21 protein-coding genes are annotated in these 17,450 nt (G+C 59.4%); 6 read left to right on the top strand and 15 right to left on the bottom strand.

The window, feature by feature from the left end; translation table 11 throughout:
- Positions 1 to 171: 171 nt before the first annotated feature.
- From AC3CHX_RS26405 to AC3CHX_RS26385, 5 genes are all read right to left on the bottom strand, one after another.
- Positions 172 to 648 carry a MarR family winged helix-turn-helix transcriptional regulator gene (locus tag AC3CHX_RS26405; RefSeq protein WP_488630908.1) on the bottom strand — a complete coding sequence of 159 codons (477 nt, stop codon included), beginning with the start codon at positions 646 to 648 and terminating at the stop codon, positions 172 to 174.
- A gap of 65 nt (positions 649 to 713) precedes the next feature.
- Positions 714 to 2,006, bottom strand: coding sequence for an RNA polymerase sigma factor (locus tag AC3CHX_RS26400; RefSeq protein WP_488644942.1), 1,293 nt, complete (start codon positions 2,004 to 2,006; stop codon positions 714 to 716).
- A 9-nt stretch (positions 2,007 to 2,015) separates the two neighbouring features.
- Complete coding sequence (locus tag AC3CHX_RS26395; protein ID WP_488630907.1) at positions 2,016 to 2,822, bottom strand: YciI family protein; 807 nt, start codon at positions 2,820 to 2,822, stop codon at positions 2,016 to 2,018.
- A 26-nt stretch (positions 2,823 to 2,848) separates the two neighbouring features.
- On the bottom strand, positions 2,849 to 3,280 hold the full coding sequence (locus AC3CHX_RS26390; RefSeq protein ID WP_488630906.1) for a YciI family protein: 432 nt from the start codon (positions 3,278 to 3,280) through the stop codon (positions 2,849 to 2,851).
- A 71-nt stretch (positions 3,281 to 3,351) separates the two neighbouring features.
- Positions 3,352 to 3,819 (bottom strand): VOC family protein, encoded by a 468-nt coding sequence (locus AC3CHX_RS26385; RefSeq protein ID WP_488630905.1) that lies wholly within the window; start codon positions 3,817 to 3,819, stop codon positions 3,352 to 3,354.
- Positions 3,820 to 4,168: 349 nt separating this feature from the next.
- Here AC3CHX_RS26385 and AC3CHX_RS26380 point away from each other — a divergent pair, with 349 nt between their 5' ends.
- Positions 4,169 to 5,407, top strand: a complete 1,239-nt coding sequence (locus AC3CHX_RS26380) for a DUF2252 domain-containing protein (RefSeq protein ID WP_488630904.1) — start codon at positions 4,169 to 4,171, stop codon at positions 5,405 to 5,407.
- Between the two features lie 206 nt (positions 5,408 to 5,613).
- On the top strand, positions 5,614 to 6,069 hold the full coding sequence (locus AC3CHX_RS26375; RefSeq protein ID WP_488630903.1) for a cupin domain-containing protein: 456 nt from the start codon (positions 5,614 to 5,616) through the stop codon (positions 6,067 to 6,069).
- Between the two features lie 33 nt (positions 6,070 to 6,102).
- On the opposite strand, the gene AC3CHX_RS26370 is transcribed toward AC3CHX_RS26375, so the two are convergent.
- From AC3CHX_RS26370 to AC3CHX_RS26360, 3 genes are all read right to left on the bottom strand, one after another.
- On the bottom strand, positions 6,103 to 7,290 hold the full coding sequence (locus AC3CHX_RS26370) for a DUF2252 family protein (RefSeq protein ID WP_488630902.1): 1,188 nt from the start codon (positions 7,288 to 7,290) through the stop codon (positions 6,103 to 6,105).
- A gap of 224 nt (positions 7,291 to 7,514) precedes the next feature.
- Positions 7,515 to 7,985 (bottom strand): cyanase, encoded by a 471-nt coding sequence (gene cynS, locus AC3CHX_RS26365; RefSeq protein ID WP_488630901.1) that lies wholly within the window; start codon positions 7,983 to 7,985, stop codon positions 7,515 to 7,517.
- A 32-nt stretch (positions 7,986 to 8,017) separates the two neighbouring features.
- Positions 8,018 to 8,626: a carbonic anhydrase gene (locus AC3CHX_RS26360; protein ID WP_488644941.1), complete on the bottom strand. Its 609-nt coding sequence runs from the start codon at positions 8,624 to 8,626 to the stop codon at positions 8,018 to 8,020.
- Positions 8,627 to 8,791: 165 nt separating this feature from the next.
- Here AC3CHX_RS26360 and cynR point away from each other — a divergent pair, with 165 nt between their 5' ends.
- On the top strand, positions 8,792 to 9,676 hold the full coding sequence (cynR, locus tag AC3CHX_RS26355) for a transcriptional regulator CynR (protein ID WP_488630900.1): 885 nt from the start codon (positions 8,792 to 8,794) through the stop codon (positions 9,674 to 9,676).
- A 77-nt stretch (positions 9,677 to 9,753) separates the two neighbouring features.
- On the opposite strand, the gene AC3CHX_RS26350 is transcribed toward cynR, so the two are convergent.
- The 5 genes from AC3CHX_RS26350 to AC3CHX_RS26330 all read right to left on the bottom strand — a co-directional run bounded on the left by AC3CHX_RS26350 (position 9,754) and on the right by AC3CHX_RS26330 (position 13,699).
- Positions 9,754 to 10,521: an ABC transporter ATP-binding protein gene (locus tag AC3CHX_RS26350; RefSeq protein WP_488630899.1), complete on the bottom strand. Its 768-nt coding sequence runs from the start codon at positions 10,519 to 10,521 to the stop codon at positions 9,754 to 9,756.
- A gap of 77 nt (positions 10,522 to 10,598) precedes the next feature.
- Positions 10,599 to 11,312 carry an ABC transporter permease gene (locus tag AC3CHX_RS26345; RefSeq protein ID WP_488630898.1) on the bottom strand — a complete coding sequence of 238 codons (714 nt, stop codon included), beginning with the start codon at positions 11,310 to 11,312 and terminating at the stop codon, positions 10,599 to 10,601.
- Positions 11,309 to 11,998 carry an ABC transporter permease gene (locus tag AC3CHX_RS26340; RefSeq protein ID WP_488630897.1) on the bottom strand — a complete coding sequence of 230 codons (690 nt, stop codon included), beginning with the start codon at positions 11,996 to 11,998 and terminating at the stop codon, positions 11,309 to 11,311. Before AC3CHX_RS26340 ends, AC3CHX_RS26345 begins: the two co-directional genes overlap by 4 nt.
- Positions 11,999 to 12,097: 99 nt before the next feature.
- Positions 12,098 to 12,850, bottom strand: coding sequence for a ferredoxin reductase (locus AC3CHX_RS26335; RefSeq protein WP_488630896.1), 753 nt, complete (start codon positions 12,848 to 12,850; stop codon positions 12,098 to 12,100).
- 51 nt (positions 12,851 to 12,901) lie between these two features.
- Positions 12,902 to 13,699, bottom strand: coding sequence for an ABC transporter substrate-binding protein (locus AC3CHX_RS26330; RefSeq protein ID WP_488630895.1), 798 nt, complete (start codon positions 13,697 to 13,699; stop codon positions 12,902 to 12,904).
- A 137-nt stretch (positions 13,700 to 13,836) separates the two neighbouring features.
- Here AC3CHX_RS26330 and AC3CHX_RS26325 point away from each other — a divergent pair, with 137 nt between their 5' ends.
- The 3 genes from AC3CHX_RS26325 to AC3CHX_RS26315 all read left to right on the top strand — a co-directional run bounded on the left by AC3CHX_RS26325 (position 13,837) and on the right by AC3CHX_RS26315 (position 16,049).
- Positions 13,837 to 14,748, top strand: a complete 912-nt coding sequence (locus tag AC3CHX_RS26325) for a LysR family transcriptional regulator (RefSeq protein ID WP_488630894.1) — start codon at positions 13,837 to 13,839, stop codon at positions 14,746 to 14,748.
- A gap of 140 nt (positions 14,749 to 14,888) precedes the next feature.
- Positions 14,889 to 15,692: a class II aldolase/adducin family protein gene (locus tag AC3CHX_RS26320; RefSeq protein ID WP_488630893.1), complete on the top strand. Its 804-nt coding sequence runs from the start codon at positions 14,889 to 14,891 to the stop codon at positions 15,690 to 15,692.
- 96 nt (positions 15,693 to 15,788) lie between these two features.
- Positions 15,789 to 16,049 carry a hypothetical protein gene (locus tag AC3CHX_RS26315; RefSeq protein WP_488630892.1) on the top strand — a complete coding sequence of 87 codons (261 nt, stop codon included), beginning with the start codon at positions 15,789 to 15,791 and terminating at the stop codon, positions 16,047 to 16,049.
- A gap of 121 nt (positions 16,050 to 16,170) precedes the next feature.
- Here AC3CHX_RS26315 and AC3CHX_RS26310 read toward each other — a convergent pair whose 3' ends face one another.
- Positions 16,171 to 16,593, bottom strand: coding sequence for a VOC family protein (locus AC3CHX_RS26310; protein WP_488630891.1), 423 nt, complete (start codon positions 16,591 to 16,593; stop codon positions 16,171 to 16,173).
- Between the two features lie 47 nt (positions 16,594 to 16,640).
- Entirely contained in the window at positions 16,641 to 17,294 is a 654-nt protein-coding gene (locus tag AC3CHX_RS26305; protein ID WP_488630890.1) for a phosphoribosyltransferase, read from the bottom strand.
- Positions 17,295 to 17,450: the final 156 nt, after the last annotated feature.

Below are 17,450 nucleotides of genomic sequence, written 5' to 3'. Positions count from 1 at the left end.
CAATTCCCACAATGAAATCCGGATTTATCATAGTTGAACAGAGTCGTATTAGCAACACGGAAATCCGGTTTTAGGCTCGTTGAACATTTGCCTGTTCCGGATGGGAAAAACACAGCCAAATCCGGATGCCCATTCAAGTTACGATTTCTTTACAAAATCACTATAACGCCGTCAATCCGCCTCGTTCCCATCGAAATGACTCATTTTTCGCAACAGATACATGATGGCAACCCGTTCCGCCGGATTGAGTCCGCCGTAAGTACGCTCCGAAATCAGGTGGGCGAACGGAATCGTTTGTTCGATTAACGCGTGTCCGGTCGGCGTCACCGTGACCAGCACCTTGCGCCGGTCCTGGGGATCGTGCGCGACGGCGATCAATTCGCGTAATTTCAGGCGCTCGACGATGCCCCGGATCGTGGCTTGATCAATTGCCGTCGGTTTGATGATGTCGCTTAACGAACACGGTTCGCGGTCGCGTACTGCACACAACACGACAAATTGCGCTGCGGTCAGCTGAGAGTCGGGGATGGTCTGCTGAAAAATGGCCACATGACGCTGGTATGCGCGCCGCAACAGATGGCCGACCTGTTCCGAGAAATCGTATTCCTCTGTCGGCACGTCAGGTTTTTTTAGAGGGTCGTTGGACACGAGATGAACCGATTGGACTTGAACACGGCAGTATAACGTGGCTTGAGATTGCCGCACAAATTGCGTCACGCGGGCGGCATGGCGCCGCCCGCGCATGCCAGTGCGCGCGTCAGCAGCAGTTCGCGCTCGCGGGTGTTGCGCGTGAGCGCCGCCGCGCGTTCGAATTCGACGCGGGCCTCGTCGAAGCGGCCGAGCTTGGCCAGCAGGTCGCCGCGCACGCTCGGCAACAGATGGTAGGCCTGGAGTGCCGGCTCCGCGTTCAGCGCATCGACCAGTTCGAGACCCGCGGCCGGGCCGAACGCCATCGCGATGGCGACCGCACGATTCAACTCCACCACGGGTGACGGCGCGAGTTGGGCGAGCGCGTCGTAGAGTGCCGCGATGCGGGCCCAGTCGGTGTCAGCGGCGGCACGCGCGCGCGCGTGACAGGCGGCGATCGCGGCCTGCAACGCGTACGGGCCGAAGGCGCCGCCAAGCTGCTCGGCGCGCGCTAGCGCGGCCAGACCGCGCCGGATCAGGAGCTGGTCCCAGCGCGCCCGGTTTTGATCCAGCAGCAGGATCGGCTGCCCCGCCGGGCCGATCCGCGCCCGTGTGCGCGAGGCCTGGATTTCCATCAGCGCGACGAGGCCGTGGACTTCCGGCTCCTGCGGCGTCAGCTCGGCCAGGATACGGCCGAGGCGCAACGCCTCTTCGCACAGCGCAGGGCGCATCCAGTCGCCACCGGCGGTGGCCGAATAGCCTTCGTTGAAGATCAGGTAGAGCACCTGGAGCACTGACGCCAGACGGCTGGCGCGCTGGTCTGCGCCGGGGATTTCGAACGGGACGCGGGCCTCGGCCAGGGTGCGCTTGGCCCGGACGATGCGCTGGGCCACGGTGGGCTCCGGCACCAGGTAGGCGCGGGCGATCTCATCGGTGGTCAGGCCGCCGAGCAGGCGTAGCGTGAGCGCCACCCGCGCCTCGGGCGAGAGCACCGGATGACAGGCGATGAACACCAGACGCAGCAGGTCGTCGCCGATGTCGTCGTCGATGTCATTGGCGAATGCAGCATCGAGATCCGGGGCGGCGGCCTCCAGCTGCGCCTCGATCTCACGCGTGAGTTCTGCTTCCTTGCAGCGGTGCAGCTTGCTTTGGCGGAGCAAGTCGAGCGCACGATTCCTGGCCACGGTCATCAGCCAGGCGCCCGGGTTGTCCGGAATGCCGGACTGCGGCCAGCGCTCGATAGCGCTGACCAGCGCATCTTGCGCGAGCTCCTCGGCCAGACCGACATCGCGCAGCATACGCGCCAGCGCGCCGATGATCCTGGCGGATTCGATCCGCCAGACCGCCTCGATCACGCGATGGGTAGCGGACGTCGTCACGGCGAGCAATCAGCGATGTGCTTGCCTGAGTTCAGACGTGAACGCGGCGCCGCAGTCCTGCGCCTCAAGCACCTGGCGGATTTCGACCTCTGCCTCCGGGCCGAGCGGATACGGATAGTGCCTGGCCCATTCGATGGCCGCCTGTTTCGACTTCACCCGAATCAGCCAGAAGCCGGCGATCAATTCCTTGACCTCGGTGAACGGGCCGTCGATGACGGTCGGTTTGCCTCCCGAGAACTTGACCCGCGCTCCCTTGGCGCTCGGTTGCAATCCTTCGCCTGCCAGTATTACCCCGGCTTGCGCGCCTTCCTGGTTGTACTTGTCCATCGCGGCCAGCAGCTGGCGGTCGGGAATAACGTCCGCCTCGAAATTTCTGTCGGCCTTCAGCAGGACCATGAACCGGATCCCCTCCGGATTCTGGCTTGCGCCGGCGGCCGTTTCCGGCTCGTCGAATCCGGCCACGCCGCCGGAGCATCCGGTCTCGCGAATTTCGAGCTCGACCTCGCCGTTGCCGTCGACCAGCGGCCAGCGTTTGGCCCATTCGATCGCTTCCTGCTTTGACTTCACCTCGATGATCGAGAAACCGGCGACCAGCTCTTGCGGCGCGCTGAACGGCCCGTCGGTCACGCCAGGCTGAGCGCCGGGAAATGCGATGCGCGCCCCCCTGGCGCTGGGATGCAATTCCTCACTCGCACGCAGCACCCCGGCTTGCGCCAGTTCCTTGTGGTAGCGCGCCATCGCGTTCAACAGGTCTGCACTCGGGAGCACACCCGCCTCCGTGCTTGCGTCGGCCCGGCGCAGGATCATGAATCGCATTGCCATCTCTCCTTGTGGTTTCGGGTTTACTGCTGCTGTTGCTGTGCTGCCCGAGCGCGCAGATGCTCCTCCTGCTCCCTCAGTTCTGGCGTGAGCGCGGCCCCGAAATCCTCCGCTTCGAACACCTGGCGGATTTCAATTTCGGACTCCCCTGCCATTGGGTTGGGACAGCGCTTGACCCATTCGATCGCCTCTTCCTTCGACTTTACCTGGATCAGCCAGAAGCCGGCGACCAGCTCCTTGGTCTCGGCGAACGGGCCGTCAACCACGCTCCGCTGGCTGCCGGAGAACGTGACGCGCGCGCCCTTGGAACTGGGATGCAAGCCTTCGCCCGCGAGCAGTACGCCGGCCTTTACCAGTTCTTCGTTGTACTTCCCCATGTCGGTAAGCAGTTGCTCGCTCGGCATCACGCCGGCCTCTGAATCCTGGCTGGCTTTGACCAATAACATGAATCGCATGGTAATGACTCCTTAAGGTTGCGGTGTCCGACAGGTATCCGCAGATAGCTGTCGGACAGTCCACTCATTGTTTAGCCGCATGCTTTCTGCGCCGCCTGTTGCATTTCCTCCGGACTCACGTCGCGCACGTGCGTGGCGACCGACCACTGGTGACCAAACGGGTCTTCGAGTTTGCCGTAACGATCGCCCCAGAACATATCCTCCAGCGGCATCGTGACCTTCGCGCCGGCAGCGACCGCACGTTCGAAGGTCGCGTCGGCATCGTCGACATACAGGTGGATCGTGACCGGCGAACCTTTCAGCGCTTTCGGTCCCAAGCACCCCCAGTCGGGAAATTCATCAACCAGCATGAGCGCCGAATCGCCGATGCGGATCTGCGCATGGATCAGTTTTCCCGGCGGACCCGGCATGCGTCCCGATTCCACCGCACCGAATGCCTTTTTGTAAAACTCAATGGCCTCGGCCGCGCCGGCACAAACCAGGTGCGGCGTCACTGTGCGCATTCCTTCTGGAACAGGTTTTACTTGTGACTTGATCATGGTGTTCTCCTTTTGGTTGGTGGTGCAGAGCCGGGCTTGCCCCGGGTAAATTCACGCTCTATCTACACGACGAACGAGCGTCGGCCAAATCGACAATGTCAGTAAACTTTTTTTTGGATATGCCTGTCATGGCAAGCGATTGCTTTTCCGCAAGCATCCGATCAGGCTTCAATCAATTGTATTTCCTGGTACGCCGGTCACTGAGGGCAACAGGCTGCTAGGATAATGAGCGTTTTCGCGAGGTGTGTCCAGAGCTCCGGAACCGGTGAATTTGCTCGCCGGCAAGCTAGCCAAAGGACGTCGGCTTGTATAGGATTGGCTGCGGACACCTATTGATCGGATCGCCAAAATGACCAAGCACCCCTCTCAGCGCTCCTCCGCCATCATCGATGCCATAAATAGCAATAACGCGGGCCGCGATGCCGAGCGTCTGGCGATGAAGTACGCCAAGATGGCGCAGAACGCCTTCATCTTCCTGCGCGGCAGCTGTCATTTATTCTACGGCGCGCTGCCGGACACAGCGCTGTTCCGCGCGGCGCCTCTGACCTGGTGTTGCGGCGATCTGCATTTCGAGAACTTCGGCAGCTACAAGGGCGACAATCGGCTGGTGTATTTCGACATCAATGACTACGATGAGGCCGCCCTGGCACCCGCCAGCTGGGACATGGTGCGCCTGCTGACCAGCATCCAGTGCGGGGCCGACGTCCTCCATGCGACCCGCGCCGAAGCGTTGGCCGTCAGTCAAAGCTGCCTGGATGCCTACCGCAGCGCGCTCGTCATCGGCAAGCCTCTCTGGGTTGAGCGGGAAACCTGCAGCGGACTCGTGAATGCGCTGTTGACGACCTTGCAAGGCCGCGAACGCGCCGCCTTCCTGGACAAGCGGACGATCCGCAAAGGCCAGCGGCGCAGGCTGATATTGGATGGCGACAAGGCGCTGCCAGCCTCTGATTCCCAGAAACAGACGGTCACCGAATTCATGGATCGCTTTGCCGCCACACAGCAGAACCCAAGGTTTTTCCAGGTACTCGACGTCGGCCGCCGCATCGCAGGCACCGGCAGCCTTGGCGTGGAACGCTTTGTGGTGCTGGTTGAGGGTAAGGGCTCCCCGGACGGCAACTATCTGCTTGACATCAAGGAAGCCAGGCCGTCGGCGCTGGCGCCCCACCTGGCCCGCCTTGGGATCCGGCAGCCGGCTTGGCCGGACGAGGCCAGCCGGGTGGTCACCGTTCAGAAACGGATGCAAGCGGTAGACCACGCATTTCTCCAGCCGGTGACACTCGCCGGACTGCCCTGCATCCTGAAAGGACTGCAACCCTCGGAAGACCGGGTGGCCATAGGCGAATGGGGCAAGAAACTGGACCGGCTCAAGGAGGTCGTGGCCACCATGGGGCGCAACCTGGCCTGGGATCAACTCCGCGCGTCCGGCCGCTCGGGGTCGGCCAGCGCTGACGCGCTGATTGACTTCGCCCAACGTGACGACTGGGTGCCGGAGATGCTGGATGCGGCGACGGCAATGACCGTGACGACGCAGCAGCAATGGAAAACCTTCACGGAGTGGCGCAGCAGCCATGCAGCGGCCGCCGACTGAACGCCCTAGGCCGGCCTGGCTCATGGACCGCGTGAAGTTTAACGAGATTGCAATCCCGCAGGGCGATGCCTATTATGAAACAACGCGGGATCGAAGGATTGCACCGGTCTTTAGCCGACGGGTAATAGCGATGGGCAGCGTGCGCGTAGATATTTCCGCGCGCGCGAAGCTCGGCCAAGAATCATCACTGACAAGAGGTGGTTGCGATGAAGCACATATTTCTGGTTCCAGCGTTGCTCTTGATGGCAATGACAGCGTTTGCCGAGGAGCCGACGTTGCTGAACCCGCAAGATCTGAAATGGGGCGCTGCGCCACCATCGGTCCCAAAGGGCGCGACGCTTGCGGTGTTGTATGGCGACCCCTCCAAAGAAGGCCCCTATGCGTTCCGCGTCAAGTTTCCTGCGGGGTATGTCGTGCCGCCGCACTTTCATACGAAGGACGAGAATTTGACCGTACTGTCAGGCGCGCTATATCTGGGGATGAGCGATACCGTGGACAAGAAATCGGCGCATGTGCTGAAGGTCGGCGGATTCCATCACATGCCGGGAAGCGTTCACCACTATGCATTCACGAAAACCGCGACGGTCGTACAAATTAACGGGGATGGTCCGTTCGACATCAACTATCTGAATCCGGCGGACGATCCACAGGCCAAGAAGTAGCGCAAGCACTTGGGCTCCGAGGAGTTGGATACATCAATTGCCATTCACCCCTAACGCATATTTGCGGCAGTGTTCCAGATAGCCGGCCTCGTGGCTGGCCATCAGCGGCACCACGCTGTTCCATAACCAACCGGGTGTGGCGAGCGTCTTGCTGCGGTTTAGCTTCAATTCATGGCGCCAGCTGTTACGGGTCCCGTTATCCATTTGCCTGGCGTGTGCGCAGCCAACCACGTAGGCCAGATAACGCGCCATACGAATCGCCTCTTCCGTGCTCAGCTGGCCGATCTCCAGTTTGAGGTCCTGCGGCAATAGCTCCCGAATGAATACGCCATGCTCCAGAAAACGTTGCGCGATCATGCGCTCGCCCAACGCCGGCGACATCTGGCGCGCGCCTTCCACCACACGCCTGGCGTTGTCGCGTGGCATGCTGACGTGCGGATAACGGGGAGCCGCTGCATGTACGGCTTGTTTGATGTCGATAAGGCAATTCTCGTCGCCGTCCACGCTTAACAACACAGCGTAGCGTAGCAGCCCCAGGGAACTGCAACCTTTGACCCAGTAGGCTGCATCCAATACCTCGACCTTGGCATCGTCATCGCGGGATTTCAGTGCAGTGACCAGCGCCAGCATTTCCCGCGTTTCACACAATGCCGCGATGCCGGTTTTCTCGGATCCTGACAGCGGCCAGAAATTCTTTCCCAGCGGAATTTTCGGCTGCGTATTGACAATCCGTTCCCTGGCGAGTTGTTTCCATGAGCGCTTGTCCGCGCCGCGCATGACGACCTTGACCAAATCGGGTTGCTGCATGGCGATGCGCTTTGCGCTGGTGCCGAGGGCCAGTTCGTAACCCTCCATCAGGTGTTCGAGCATCTGTGCGGTGACGACACCTGGCAGGTTCGAGCTGCGTGCGGCGGCGGCGAGCGACAGGCCGAGCCGGACCAGATCATGCGCAGGATTGCCGACCAGCGTCTGATCGAAGTCGCGTATCTGCACATCGATATGTCCATCGGCGTCGGCCAGCGGGCCGAGGTTGCCAAGGTGGCAGTCGCCGCAAATCCAGATCGCAGGCCCATGCGGCAGGGCATGACCGCGCTGGCTGTGCAGCCAGTCGTAATACCGGGCGGTGTTGCCACGTACATAGGCGTGCGGTGAACGCGCCATTTTCTGGTTGCGGCGTGCGAGCAGTATTGCCTGGCGCGCGTGGGGAGCGGGAATTTTCATGAATGGCAGTCCGATCGAAAAATCAAGCCGCACATGGGGGCTGCCGAGTTGCCTGACAGTGCTGACGCCATTATGCGGGCGTATTCAATAGATCGACAACGGCTTCCGTCAGCCAGTGTCCATATTACAAGCTGCGATACAGCGGACTGTTGAAACAGGCCTGTTGGCTGATTGGCCGAAAATCGGCCCACGCGGAAAAAATCGCGTGGGCCGGGGAGCCTTCCTTAGAACGGTTTGTTTGGCAAGAATTTGCCATTCAGCGTGATTACCGCGCGCGAACCGCCTTCCGGGTCTTCTTCTTTTTTCAGATCCAGCTTGAAGTTAATCGCGCTAATGATGCCATCGCCGAATTCTTCGTGCACCAGCGCCTTCAAGGTAGTGCCGTAGATCTGGATCATCTCGTAGAATCGGTAGATGGTCGGATCGGTTGGAATGCCGCCGGCGATACTGCCGCGCATTGGAATCGCTTGCAGCTGCGCTGCGTCTACGGCATCAAGCCCGAGGCGTGCGCACACGATGGCAGCGGCTTCCTTCGGCAACGCGTGCTGTCCCAATAGCGCAGCCGTGACATACGCAATACTGAGGCCGGTACCTGTGGAGAGCTCCTTCCAGGACAGGTCCTTCAGCGCCTTGGCGGCGATCACGCGGGCGCTGAGCGCAAGGCGGGGATCTTGATAAGCGTTGGATTGTTGCATGGTATTTTCCTTTTTCAGTGAGGGTGAGACGATCAAGCAGCCAGAACGGCCAAAGCGCTACGCGTAGCAATAGTGTGTGGAAATTCCGCCAATGAGACGAAGCGATTGCTCGCGCCATCCAGCGCCACAATGGCGCCTGTTTCAATGTCGTAGACCCAGCCATGCAGATTCAGCCGGCCTTGTTCCAACGCCAGCGCCACCGACGGATGGGTCTTGATATTCGCCAGTTGCGCAATGACGTTTTCGCGCACCATCGAACTCACGCGCGCCGCAGGAGAGATGTGGGTGCGCGCTGCATTGACTGCCTTGGCCGAGTCCGCGTGGCGCAACCAGCCGGCCACAGCGGGCATGTGATCCAGGCACTTGCAGCTGGCGATGGCCGTCATGGCGCCGCAATCCGAATGTCCGCAGACCACGATATCGGTGACGCCTAACGCGGCGACCGCATACTCGACCGAGGCGGTCACGCCGCCCGGCGCGGCGCTATAGGATGGGACGATGTTGCCCGCATTGCGAATCACAAAGATATCGCCCGGATCTTGCTGCGTCAGCAATTCAGGGACGACCCGACTGTCCGAACAGGTAATGAACAGCGCGCTCGGGCTCTGGGTGGTGGCAAGTTGTTTGAACAGGGCAGACATTCCCGGGAAAGCATTCTGCTGAAATTTCAAGACCCCTTCGACGATGGAATTCACGGCGTTTCTCCTTGTGTGATGAAGCAATGACGCCATGATGAAGCGATTCAGGTATTGGGTCCAAGACCGATATACAATCAACTCCATAATAAATACCTATAGTTATCAAGCATGCTATTACGCCATATCCGCTACCTTCTCGCCGTGGCAGAACATCGCAATTTCACGCGTGCCGCCGAAGCGCTCCATGTTTCGCAGCCAACCCTGTCGCAGCAGATCAGACAGCTGGAAGAGGGGCTTGGAGTGCAGTTACTGGATCGCACCGGCAGAGCGGTGCGCGCTACCGATGCCGGCGAGGCCTACATCGACTATGCGCGCAGGGCCTTGAGAGAGCTGGAAGCGGGCGAGCGCGCCATCCATGATGTGCGCGACCTGACGCGCGGCACGCTCCGTTTGGCAACGACGCCGACCTTTACGTCTTACCTGGTAGGACCGCTGATCGCGCGTTTCAACGCCCGCTATCCCGGTATCGCTCTCCACATCGTTGAAATGCCCCTGGATACCATCGAATCGGCACTGGCCGCGGACCAGGTCGATCTTGGTATTGCCTTCAGTAACGTGCGCTCTGCAGAGATAGATTGCCATCCCCTATTTGTTGAAAAGCTCAGCGTTGTGGTCGGCGTCGATCACCCGTTGGCGCAGCGTTCGGCAGCGATCACCCCCAGCGACCTGGAACGGGAACCGCTGGCGCTGTTAACCGCTGATTTTGCAACGCGGACCTATGTCGATGCGTATCTTCAGAAGCAGGGGATTTCCCCAAAAATCGTCATTGAAGCGAATACCATCAATGCGATTGTCGAGATTGTCCGTCGTGGCAGTCTTGCGACGATACTTCCCGATGCCATCACACGTGAAAACGCTGCGCTTCAGGAGGTCCGGCTAAGGCCCGCCTTACCGCATCGCACCGTTGCGCTGCTACGCCGGAAGGGCGCTTATCAAAGTGCGGCTTGCGTGGCCTTTGCCGCATTAGCTGAAAACATGACTGGCGCTGAGTGAGTCTGCCATGCGTCCGGTAGCTGGCCGTCACAGTCGTTCGCGCTCACCCCGCCGATGTTCCCATGGCATGGACGAGCCTATTTGAGGCTGCCGGACAGGAATTGTCGAAGGCGCTCGCTTTTGGGTTTGCCGAACACCTCGTCTGGTGAGCCGGATTCCTCGGTGCGTCCCTGATGCAAGAACAGCACCTGACTCGATACATTCCGTGCGAAGCGCATTTCGTGCGTCACGACGATCATCGTACGTCCCTCCTCAGCAAGTTTTTGCATCACCTTCAACACCTCGCCGACGAGTTCCGGGTCGAGCGCGGATGTCGGTTCGTCGAACAGCATCACTTCCGGATGCATCGCCAGGCCCCGCGCAATCGCGACCCGCTGCTGCTGGCCGCCTGACAGATGGGCCGGATACTTGCCCTCGATCTGCGGCGCAAGGCCGACTTTTTCCAGGTAGTTGCGCGCGCGCTCGATGGCTTCGGCGCGCGGCAGCTTCAGGACGTGAACGGGCGCCTCGATGATGTTTTCGAGCACGGTCAGGTGCGACCACAGGTTGAAATGCTGGAACACCATCGACAGTTTGCTGCGCACATGCCGCAACTGCTTCGGGTCGGCCGCCCGCAGATTGCCGCGTTTGTCGGCGACAGTGCACACCTCGTGACCGTCGACGATGATCTTGCCGGCGTTCGGCTGTTCGAGAAAATTGATGCAACGCAAAAAAGTGCTCTTGCCGGACCCGCTTGCGCCGATAATGCTGATGACGTCGCCGGCCTTTGCCGCGATCGACACGCCCTTCAGGACCGCATGGTCGCCGTAGCGTTTGTGCAGATCCTGCACGCATAACATGTTCATTTCGATTCCTTTTCATTTTTCATGTAGCGCCGGCGCGCAGCCGAATGCGGGTGCGCTGCCTCCTTACTTCATCGCACTCAATTTCCCTGCGGTTGCAAAAACACCAGCCAGCGCCGTTCAGCCCGCCGGAACGCCCACACCAATGCGAACGATACGGTGAGATACAAGAGCGCCGCCAGCCCGAACGCCTGGAACGGCTGATAGGTGGCGGAATTCACGTCGCGGGCGACCTTCAGCAGGTCGGGCACGGTGGCAGTGAAGGCGATGGTGGTTGCGTGCAGCATCAGGATCACCTCATTGCTGTAGCCCGGCAACGCCCGCCGCAGCGCCGATGGCAGGATGATGCGTCGATATTGCGTGAATTTCGACATGCCGAACGCGCGGGCCGCCTCGATCTCGCCGTATGCCGTGGCCCGGATCGCGCCTGCGAATATTTCGGTCGTGTACGCACAAGTATTTAGCGCGAACGCGAATACCGTGCAATGCATGCCATCGCGGAAAAAGCTGCTTAATATGTCGTGCGACCGCACGAAATCGAGGCTATACATGCCGGTATAGACCAGCAGTAACTGAACGTATAGCGGCGTGCCGCGTATCAGGTAAGAGAACAGCCACACCGGCCATGATACCCAGCGGTTCGACGACACGCGCGCCACTGCGAGCGGTAGGGCTAACACGAAGCCAATGGCAATCGACGCCACCAACAGCCACAGCGTGACAACGAGCCCCGCTAAGTGAAAGCCGTCCGAAAACAGGTAAGGCCTCCAGTATTCGCTGACGATATCCATCATAATTCGGCACTCCGCACGCCCATCGAATAACGACGTTCAAGCCACATCAGCAAGAGAGTCGATACGGTGGTCAACATGAGATAGATCAGCGCGACCAGCAGCACGAAGGTGAACATGTGAAACGAACTTTTCCCCGCGTCTTGCGCAGCCTTGACGACGTCGGCCAGGCCGATGATCGATACCACTGCCGTGGCCTTGACAAGTACCTGCCAGTTATTCCCGATGCCAGGTAGCGCGAAGCGCATCATCTGCGCGAACAGGATCCGGCGAAACACGGTGCTCTCGGACATCCCGTATGCGCGTCCGGCTTCGAGCTGGCCGCGTGGCACGGCCAGGAACGCGCCACGAAATGTCTCGGTAAAGTACGCGCCGTAGATGAAACCCAGCGTGGTGACGCCAGCGATGAACGGGTCGATATTCATCTGGGTCCAGTTCAGATAGTCGGTCAGACGGTTCAGCCAGATCTGGAGGCTATAGAACAGCAGCAGCATCAATACGAGATCGGGCACGCCGCGAATCAGCGTTGTATAGAGAGCCGCTGCATGGCGGGCGAAGCGGTTCGCAGACAGCTTTGCCAGCGCACCGCATAGCCCGATCAAAACCGCCACGGCAAGCGATGCCACGGCAAGCTTGACAGTCACCCATGTGCCCGCCACGATGAGCGAGCCATATCCTTCGAACAACATAAAATCCTCCTATTGAAGCGGCCCGCACACGTGTTAACTACTCGCGCAAGGGAGGGCAGCCGTTGTGTTACCGGCGATGATGCTACGGTCAACTTATTGCTAAGGTTGATCTTGAAGTTCTTCAAGATCACCGGTCCAGGCGACCTTGATGTCGAAGGCGTCCCCATGCCGGGCCTGTTCCGCTTCCGGGCCAATGAATCGTTCGACATGCACGGCCTCTGGCGGCCAGGCCCGGGTTGCCGCCAGGAAAGCGTCGATCATGCCTGCGGGGCCGCAGCAGTAGAGATGCGTGTTCGGTTCAGGCACCGCAAACCGGGCGACAAGATCCAGGTGGCCGCCGTGGCCAGACCCATACCAACGGTGCAGGACGCCATGTGCAGAGAGGGTTGACAGGACGCGATCAAAGGTCGCTGCTTCAGGCGCCCGTGCGCAATAGTTCAACTCGAAAGCCCGGCCCTCGCGACCCAGTGCATGGACCATCGGGATGAAGGGCGTGATACCGATGCCGCCTGCGACAAAGATGTGCTTATCCGTGTTACGGCTAAGTCCCAGGCCGCGTTGCGGATACGTCACGAGCAAACTGTCGCCGGCCAGAATCCGATCATGCAGGCAAACGGAACCGCCCAACCCCGCTTCCTTGCGCAAAACCGCGAACTCCCAAAGGCTGGTATCGAATGGATCGGAACACAGGGAATAAGGACGGCGCAGCCCGTTCGGCAAGACCACGAATATGTGATCGCCCGGGGCGAAGTCCGGAAATTCCGCGCGTTCTGCCGGTCGCAGGATAAAACGCTTGATGCGGTCGGTTTCGGCCACAATGGCCTCTACCCGGACCTTGATAAGAGTTTTCATGTCCATCGTCTTATTCCAATTCGATCACGTCGCCCGGGGTCCGCCATGCATTCAGTGGATAGAAACATCCACGTCGCCAAAATATTTCTTCGTCAGCCGATCATAGGTGCCGTCCGCCTTCAGGCGCTTCAGCGCCAGATTGAGCGCCGCGGTCAGGTCCTTGTCCTGCTTGCGCACGCCAATTCCCCGCCCGATGCCGAGTAGCGGATCTTTGACCGCCGGCCCGGCGAAGGCAAAGCCCTTGCCCCGCGCCTGCCTGATAAAGGCGTTGTCGGCGGATACAGCGTCTACGAATGTCGCATCCAGTCGGCCTGCAATCAGGTCGGCGTAGATCTGCTCCTGATCCTGGTAGGAAACCACCTCCACCCCGTGCCCGGCCCAGTCGTGCTTGGCGTATTCCTCATGGATCGAGCCGCCCAATACCCCGATCCGCCGGCCTTTCAGCGCGGCCGCGGTCGGTAGCAGTGCGCTGCCGGTCTTGGCGACCAGGCGGTTCGGCACAAGATAGAGCGGATCGGTGAAGTCCATCTGCGTCTTGCGCTTCTCGGTGATGCTGAGCGCTGAATTGACGGCATCGAACTTCTTGGCCTGCAGCGCCGGGATCAAGCCGTCGAACTCGTTCTCTACCCATACGCAGCGCGCCTTGAGCGCGGCACAGAGCGCGTTGCCCAGGTCGACGTCGAATCCCTGCAGTTCACCATTGGCCGTCTTGAACTCGTACGGCGGATACGTGGCCTCCAGGCCGAAGCGGATCGTCTTCCATTCCCCGGCCTGGGCCGGCACGACTACTCCGGCGAACACCCCGGCGAGTACCGACAGTGCCACCAGAACCTTCAGCTTGACTCTCATTTTTTTGCTCCTGTGAAATTTGTGGAAGTGAGAGGATTTTGTGGGAAAATTCCTCGGGAAAGAATCGTTGAATGTAAAAAATCACTTCATCGTTTCCTGAACTATCTATCCCATCGTTTCTGCCTCAAGGTCATTCCATGCCTGCGCCCTTCACCGACCTGAAACTGCTGAACATCTTCGTCAGCGTGGTGCGCCACCAGGGGTTTGCTGCCGCCCAGCAGGATCTGAACCTGTCCACCTCAGCCATCAGTACCTATATGTCGCAGCTGGAAGCCCAACTGGGGCTGACTTTGTGCAACCGCGGACGCGGCGGCTTCAGCCTGACCAGCAAGGGCCAGTTGTTCCATCAGGAGACGCTGAGACTACTGGGGGAGTTTGCGGGTTTTGAAGACTATGCCGCCGCATTGAAGGGGGAATTGCGCGGGAAACTCAACCTGGGCGTACTCGACTCAACGGTCAGCGACCCGGCGCTGCCTTTGGCATCGATCATCGGCGCATTCAGTCGCGAGTACCCCGCCGTGCATGTCCATTTGCAGGTACACGGCCCGCACGAGCTGCAGATGGGCGTTCTGGAAAACCGGCTCGACGTGGCGATTGGCGCCTTTCCGCACCGCATGAACGGCCTCGTTTATCGACCGCTATACCGCGAGCAGCACTGGTTGTATTGCAGTGACCTGCACCCCTTGTTTGACCTGAAGGATGCGCCAGTCGAACTCATCACGCAGCAACGCATGATCGGGCGTGGCTACTGGAGTCAGGCGGAACTGGCGCGACACGGCTTCAAGCACGCCGGCGCCACGGCCGAAAGCATGGAGGCGGAATTGATTCTGATTCTGTCTGGCAGCTATATCGGTTACCTGCCCGGACACTACGCGCAGAGCTGGGTCAATAGCCCGCGCTTGCAGGCATTGAGGCCCGAGACCTTTAGCTATCAAGCGCCGTTCTGTTTCGTTCAGCGCAGAGCGCGCTCCCGCGACCTGTTGATCCAGGCGTTTCTCGACTTGCTGCAAATTCAGATGGGGCAATCCGGTCAGAACCACCTCAAATAAGCGGGGCGGAAGCGACGGGAAAGATAGTTCATAAAACGATGAAGTGATTTTTTGCCTTCAGCGATTCTTTTGTTGGACATTTTCCAACAGAATCCTCTCTCAGCCACAAATTTTACGGGAGCGGAAAAATGAATTGCAGCATGAACCAGGCCAGTCCACTAACGGCAGAAGCAGACGAAAACTTCCTGATAAATAAACCTGAAAGCATGACATTGGAAGAGTGGAAAGCACGCTGCGAGTTGGCCGCGCTATATCGGCTGCTCGCTTATTTTCGCATGACAGATTTGATCGACACGCACATATCCCTGCGTTTGCCGAATGCGCCAGACATCTTCCTGATCAATCGCTATGGGGCTTTGTTCGAGCACATGCGGGCCAGCGACCTGGTCAAGGTAAATTATCAAGGAGAATTAATAGATGAGCACTATCCCGGGCATCGTATCAATGCGCCTGGTGTCGTCATTCACTCCGCCATTCATGCCGCACGAGAAGATCTTCACTGTGTGATTCACACCCATACTGCGGCCGGCATAGCAGTCTCAACTCAGAAAAGAGGACTGCAGCCTATTTGCCAGCATGCACTAAAATTTTATAAGCGCCTGGCTTACCATGATTATGCCGGCCTCATAGATGACGCGGCCGAGAGTGCCAGACTAGTGTCCTCTTTGGGCCAGCTAAACGCCATGATCCTGCGTAACCACGGCATCATCGTTGGCGGCAAGTCCCTGGCAGAAGCTTTTCAAAATATCTACATGCTTGAGCGGGCATGCCAAGCCCAGATGCAGATTCTTAGTACGGGCGAAGAGTTGATTTCCCCAATCCCGGAGATCTGCGAGCATGTCGCGCAGCAATTTGAAAAAGATGAGGAATTGGGAATTGTGCAGTTAACCTGGGAGGGGGCTTTAAAAATAGTCGAAGCTCAGCGCAAGCATTACTGTGCATGAGCCGGCCAGTCCGCGCACACATTTTCTTACACCTTGCGCAAAACTTGGCGGTCACTGAACGGCTCTAACGGTTACCGGAAAAAGAAGGAGACTGTTATGCGCACACTCATGTTCCTGGTCCTGGCCGCCATGCTTGCCGGCTGCGCGACCGAGGCCGAACGCTCCGCTCAGGCGCAACGCGATGTCGATCAAATGATGCGTGTTTATGGCCCGGCCTGTGACCGGCTGGGATATAAAACCGAATCCAACCAGTGGCGCGATTGCGTGCTGCGTCTGGACACGAAAAACAACGTCGAACGCTACCCGACGACGACCTGTTTCGGGAATCACGGTTTCTTCCAGTGCTCGTCGTTTTGACGCGAGGCTTTTGTCAGAGGGGCTGACTCGGCCCGACAGCGGCATCCGGGTCAGTTTCCAAGTGGCCGCACACCACTAACATACGGCGCCGGATCACGCCAACGACGATGCGCTATGACATCTATTCCTTCACTTCCCACGCGGGATTCCAGGCGATTTCCCACAGGTGGCCGTCTACATCCTGGAAGTACCCGGAGTACCCGCCCCAGAAGCGCTCGTGCGCAGGGTCGGTGACGCGGGCGCCCGCTGTTTCTGCTTGCTGCATGACAGCATCGACTTCCTGTCTGGATTTGACGATGTGGCCGATACTGAATTCCGCCGGGCTCGGCGGACTCACCGGGATTTTTGCATCCTTGGCCAGCGCAATCTTCGGATACAGCGCCAGTATCAGATCGTCGTTCAGGTTGAAGAAGGCGACGGCGCCGTCCTCAAACTCGGTGCCGATGATTCCTTCCGTCGGCAAACCCAGACCGTCGCGGTAAAAGGCCAGCGACTTCTCCAGATCGCTGACGCCCAGCGTGATGATTTTGATGCGTGGATGCATGGCGACTCCTTTTGCCTGCGGGCCTGCAGGATGCAGCGTTAATCAAGTCAGGGCGCGGCCAGTGCCTGCATCACTTCCCTATCGTCGACTTGCGGAAACGTGCCGTAGAACTGTCCGACGGCCATGAAATTGTCGGGTGCGCACAGGCAGACCACGACGTCGGCCAGCGGCTTGATGACAGCCAGGGTTTCCGGTGGCGCGACCGGTATCGCGCAGATCAGTTTGGCGGGATTTTTTGCGCGCGTGGCATGCAAGGCGGCGATCATGGTGGCGCCGGTCGCCAGGCCGTCATCGATCACAATCGTGATCCGGCCGCCCGGATCGATCGGCTGTTTCAAGTGCGTGTATTGGACCCGCCTGCGCTGCAGAACTTCCAGTTGATGGCGTTTTTCCTGCGCAAGATAACTGCCGGTCGCATCCGGTATGTCCGCCGCGTAGGGCGCCAGGTAGGCCCAGCCGGTTTCATCGATGGCACCGATTGCAAATTCCGGATTAAACGGGTCGCTCAGCTTATGCACCAGAACCACATCGAGCTCTCCGCCCAACTGCCCGGCGATGATTCTTCCCATCGGCACCGCGCCCCGCGGTATCGCGAGAATCAAGGGATTGCGGCCACGGTAGCGCTGCAATGCTGCAGCGAGTGCAACTGCCGCCGTTGCGCGGTCGGTAAAACTGCATGGCGATTTCATTTTGCTTGGCATCCGGACGCTGCTGCTGATGGGATCTGTCTCAACGGTAATGCGGGGTTCCGATCATCATATTGTCAGCCTTCCGTCAGTGGCGCACAAGGTATTCGAAAGTATTGCCGCAAGGCAAGCAAAGGTCTGAAAAGTCATACTGAAATCAGCGTGTCTGTC

This window comes from Glaciimonas sp. OK215, assembly GCF_057787885.1.
Note: the sequence above shows the minus strand (reverse complement) of the source record. Positions and strands in the feature narration are given on the sequence as shown.

Bases quoted from the DNA above. Each gene is read 5' to 3' on its own strand.
- AC3CHX_RS26395 (WP_488630907.1), bottom strand. From the start codon at position 2,822: ATGCGATTCATGATCCTGCGCCGGGCCGACGCAAGCACGGAGGCGGGT.
- AC3CHX_RS26385 (WP_488630905.1), bottom strand. From the start codon at position 3,819: ATGATCAAGTCACAAGTAAAACCTGTTCCAGAAGGAATGCGCACAGTG.
- AC3CHX_RS26305 (WP_488630890.1), bottom strand. From the start codon at position 17,294: ATGCCAAGCAAAATGAAATCGCCATGCAGTTTTACCGACCGCGCAACG.
- AC3CHX_RS26360 (WP_488644941.1), bottom strand. From the start codon at position 8,626: ATGTCTGCCCTGTTCAAACAACTTGCCACCACCCAGAGCCCGAGCGCG.
- AC3CHX_RS26310 (WP_488630891.1), bottom strand. From the start codon at position 16,593: ATGCATCCACGCATCAAAATCATCACGCTGGGCGTCAGCGATCTGGAG.
- AC3CHX_RS26380 (WP_488630904.1), top strand. From the start codon at position 4,169: ATGACCAAGCACCCCTCTCAGCGCTCCTCCGCCATCATCGATGCCATA.
- AC3CHX_RS26340 (WP_488630897.1), bottom strand. From the start codon at position 11,998: ATGTTGTTCGAAGGATATGGCTCGCTCATCGTGGCGGGCACATGGGTG.
- AC3CHX_RS26350 (WP_488630899.1), bottom strand. From the start codon at position 10,521: ATGAACATGTTATGCGTGCAGGATCTGCACAAACGCTACGGCGACCAT.
- AC3CHX_RS26315 (WP_488630892.1), top strand. From the start codon at position 15,789: ATGCGCACACTCATGTTCCTGGTCCTGGCCGCCATGCTTGCCGGCTGC.
- AC3CHX_RS26390 (WP_488630906.1), bottom strand. From the start codon at position 3,280: ATGCGATTCATGTTATTGGTCAAAGCCAGCCAGGATTCAGAGGCCGGC.
- AC3CHX_RS26325 (WP_488630894.1), top strand. From the start codon at position 13,837: ATGCCTGCGCCCTTCACCGACCTGAAACTGCTGAACATCTTCGTCAGC.
- AC3CHX_RS26335 (WP_488630896.1), bottom strand. From the start codon at position 12,850: ATGAAAACTCTTATCAAGGTCCGGGTAGAGGCCATTGTGGCCGAAACC.
- AC3CHX_RS26345 (WP_488630898.1), bottom strand. From the start codon at position 11,312: ATGATGGATATCGTCAGCGAATACTGGAGGCCTTACCTGTTTTCGGAC.
- AC3CHX_RS26320 (WP_488630893.1), top strand. From the start codon at position 14,889: ATGAACCAGGCCAGTCCACTAACGGCAGAAGCAGACGAAAACTTCCTG.
- AC3CHX_RS26375 (WP_488630903.1), top strand. From the start codon at position 5,614: ATGAAGCACATATTTCTGGTTCCAGCGTTGCTCTTGATGGCAATGACA.
- cynS (WP_488630901.1), bottom strand. From the start codon at position 7,985: ATGCAACAATCCAACGCTTATCAAGATCCCCGCCTTGCGCTCAGCGCC.
- cynR (WP_488630900.1), top strand. From the start codon at position 8,792: ATGCTATTACGCCATATCCGCTACCTTCTCGCCGTGGCAGAACATCGC.
- AC3CHX_RS26330 (WP_488630895.1), bottom strand. From the start codon at position 13,699: ATGAGAGTCAAGCTGAAGGTTCTGGTGGCACTGTCGGTACTCGCCGGG.
- AC3CHX_RS26370 (WP_488630902.1), bottom strand. From the start codon at position 7,290: ATGAAAATTCCCGCTCCCCACGCGCGCCAGGCAATACTGCTCGCACGC.